This is a genomic window from Streptomyces durocortorensis, assembly GCF_016901035.1.
GTDB lineage: Bacteria > Actinomycetota > Actinomycetes > Streptomycetales > Streptomycetaceae > Streptomyces > Streptomyces durocortorensis.
Genome location: NZ_JAFEUF010000582.1, coordinates 1 through 290, shown reverse-complemented (window position 1 = coordinate 290; position 290 = coordinate 1). Strand labels below are relative to the sequence as shown.

General features: G+C 65.2%; 1 protein-coding gene. It reads left to right on the top strand.

Annotated elements, in window-relative coordinates; translation table 11 throughout:
* On the top strand, positions 1-290 hold a 290-nt coding region (locus JS521_RS36165; RefSeq protein WP_205087050.1), incomplete at both ends, for an ABC transporter permease.

Below are 290 nucleotides of genomic sequence, written 5' to 3'. Positions count from 1 at the left end.
CTTCCCCATCGTGGTGTCCTGCGTCACCGGCCTCCTGGCGACGCCGGAGGAGCTGGTGGAACTGTCGCGCTCGCTGGGCGCGTCGAAGGCCCGCGAGTACCGCAACATCCGCCTGCCCTATGCGATTCCACACCTGTTCTCGGCGCTGCGCATCTCCATCACCCTGGCGGTGATCGGCGCGGTGGTCGCCGAGTTCGTCGCGGCGGAAAAAGGCCTGGGCTACTTCATCAACTTCTCCACCTCGATGTTCCAGGTGCCGCAAGCCTTCGCCGCGTTGATGATGTTGGTGG